Origin of the sequence: Sphingobium limneticum, assembly GCF_008710155.1 — a bacterium.
Lineage (GTDB): Bacteria > Pseudomonadota > Alphaproteobacteria > Sphingomonadales > Sphingomonadaceae > Sphingobium > Sphingobium limneticum.
Map to the genome: position 1 here is coordinate 1 of NZ_VYPZ01000088.1, position 1,318 is coordinate 1,318.

Sequence of the window (1,318 nt, forward strand, 5' to 3'; positions counted from 1 at the left end):
CTCGCCGTGCCGCTGCGACCCGGCGAATGGCTGGCCGAGCGCAGGGCTCGACTGGATACACGGCTGAAGGAGTTTGGCCGCGCGGCGCGAACCGGCACGATCCCAGGCGGCATCATCGAGAACGGCAAGCTGCACATCGACAAGCTGAGGGCCGACACGCCCGAAGGGGCCGAGGATCTCGTGCTCGATCTCTATCAACAGCTCCCGCCCGCGAGGATCACCGATCTGTTGCTGGAAGTCGATGAGCGAACCGGATTTTCCGAGGCGTTCACGCATCTGCGCACCGGCGCGCCCTGCAGCGACCGGATCGGCCTGATGAACGTGTTGCTGGCGGAAGGCGTCAATCTCGGTTTGCGCAAGATGGCGGCGGCGACCAACACGCACAGCTTCTGGGAATTGCTGCGGATCGCGCGCTGGCATGTCGAAGGCAGCGCCTATGATCGGGCGCTCGCCATGATCGTGGAGGCCCACGCCGCCCTGCCCATGGCCGCCTTCTGGGGACAAGGGCAATCGGCATCCAGCGACGGGCAGTTCTTCCTTGCTACCGAGCAGGGCGAGGCGATGAATCTGATCAACGCGAAATATGGCAACGTCCCGGGCCTCAAGGGATACAGCCATGTGTCCGATCAATATGCGCCGTTCGCAACCCAGGTGATCCCGGCAACGGTCAGCGAGGCTCCCTATATCCTGGACGGGCTGCTCATGAATGACGCGGGCCGCCGCGTTCGCCAGCATTTTGCCGACACGGGCGGCTTCACCGATCATGTGTTCGCCGCCTGCGCCTTGCTCGGCTACAGGTTCGCCCCCCGTATCCGCGATCTCCCTCAGAAAAGACTCTATGCCTTCACGCCCAACGCGACGCCGGCCAATGTGCGAGCGCTGGTCGGAGGTAAGATCAATGAACCGCTCATCGAGCGCAACTGGCCCGACATCCTGCGCATCATGGCGACGATCGCAGCGGGGATCGTCGCCCCCAGCCAGATTCTTCGCAAGCTCGCCTCTTACCCGCGCCAGAATGAGCTGGCCCTCGCATTGCGAGAGGTGGGCCGCATCGAGCGAACCCTGTTCATGATCGACTGGATTCTTGATGCCGGCCTCCAGCGCCAGGCTCAGATCGGCCTCAACAAGGGTGAGGCCCACCACGCCCTAAAGCGCGCCATCAGCTTCCACCGCCGAGGTGAAATCCGGGATCGATCCGGCGAAGGCCAGCACTATCGCATCGCCGGAATGAACCTGCTCGCCGCCATCATCATATTCTGGAACACCATGAAGCTCGGCGAGGTCGTCAATACCCGGGCCGCCAGCGGTACCCATATCG

1 protein-coding gene is annotated in these 1,318 nt (G+C 63.5%); it reads left to right on the forward strand.

What is annotated here, in order from left to right; genetic code table 11:
- On the forward strand, window positions 1-1,318 hold a 1,318-nt coding region (locus F4U94_RS24055; protein WP_150412354.1), incomplete at both ends, for a Tn3 family transposase.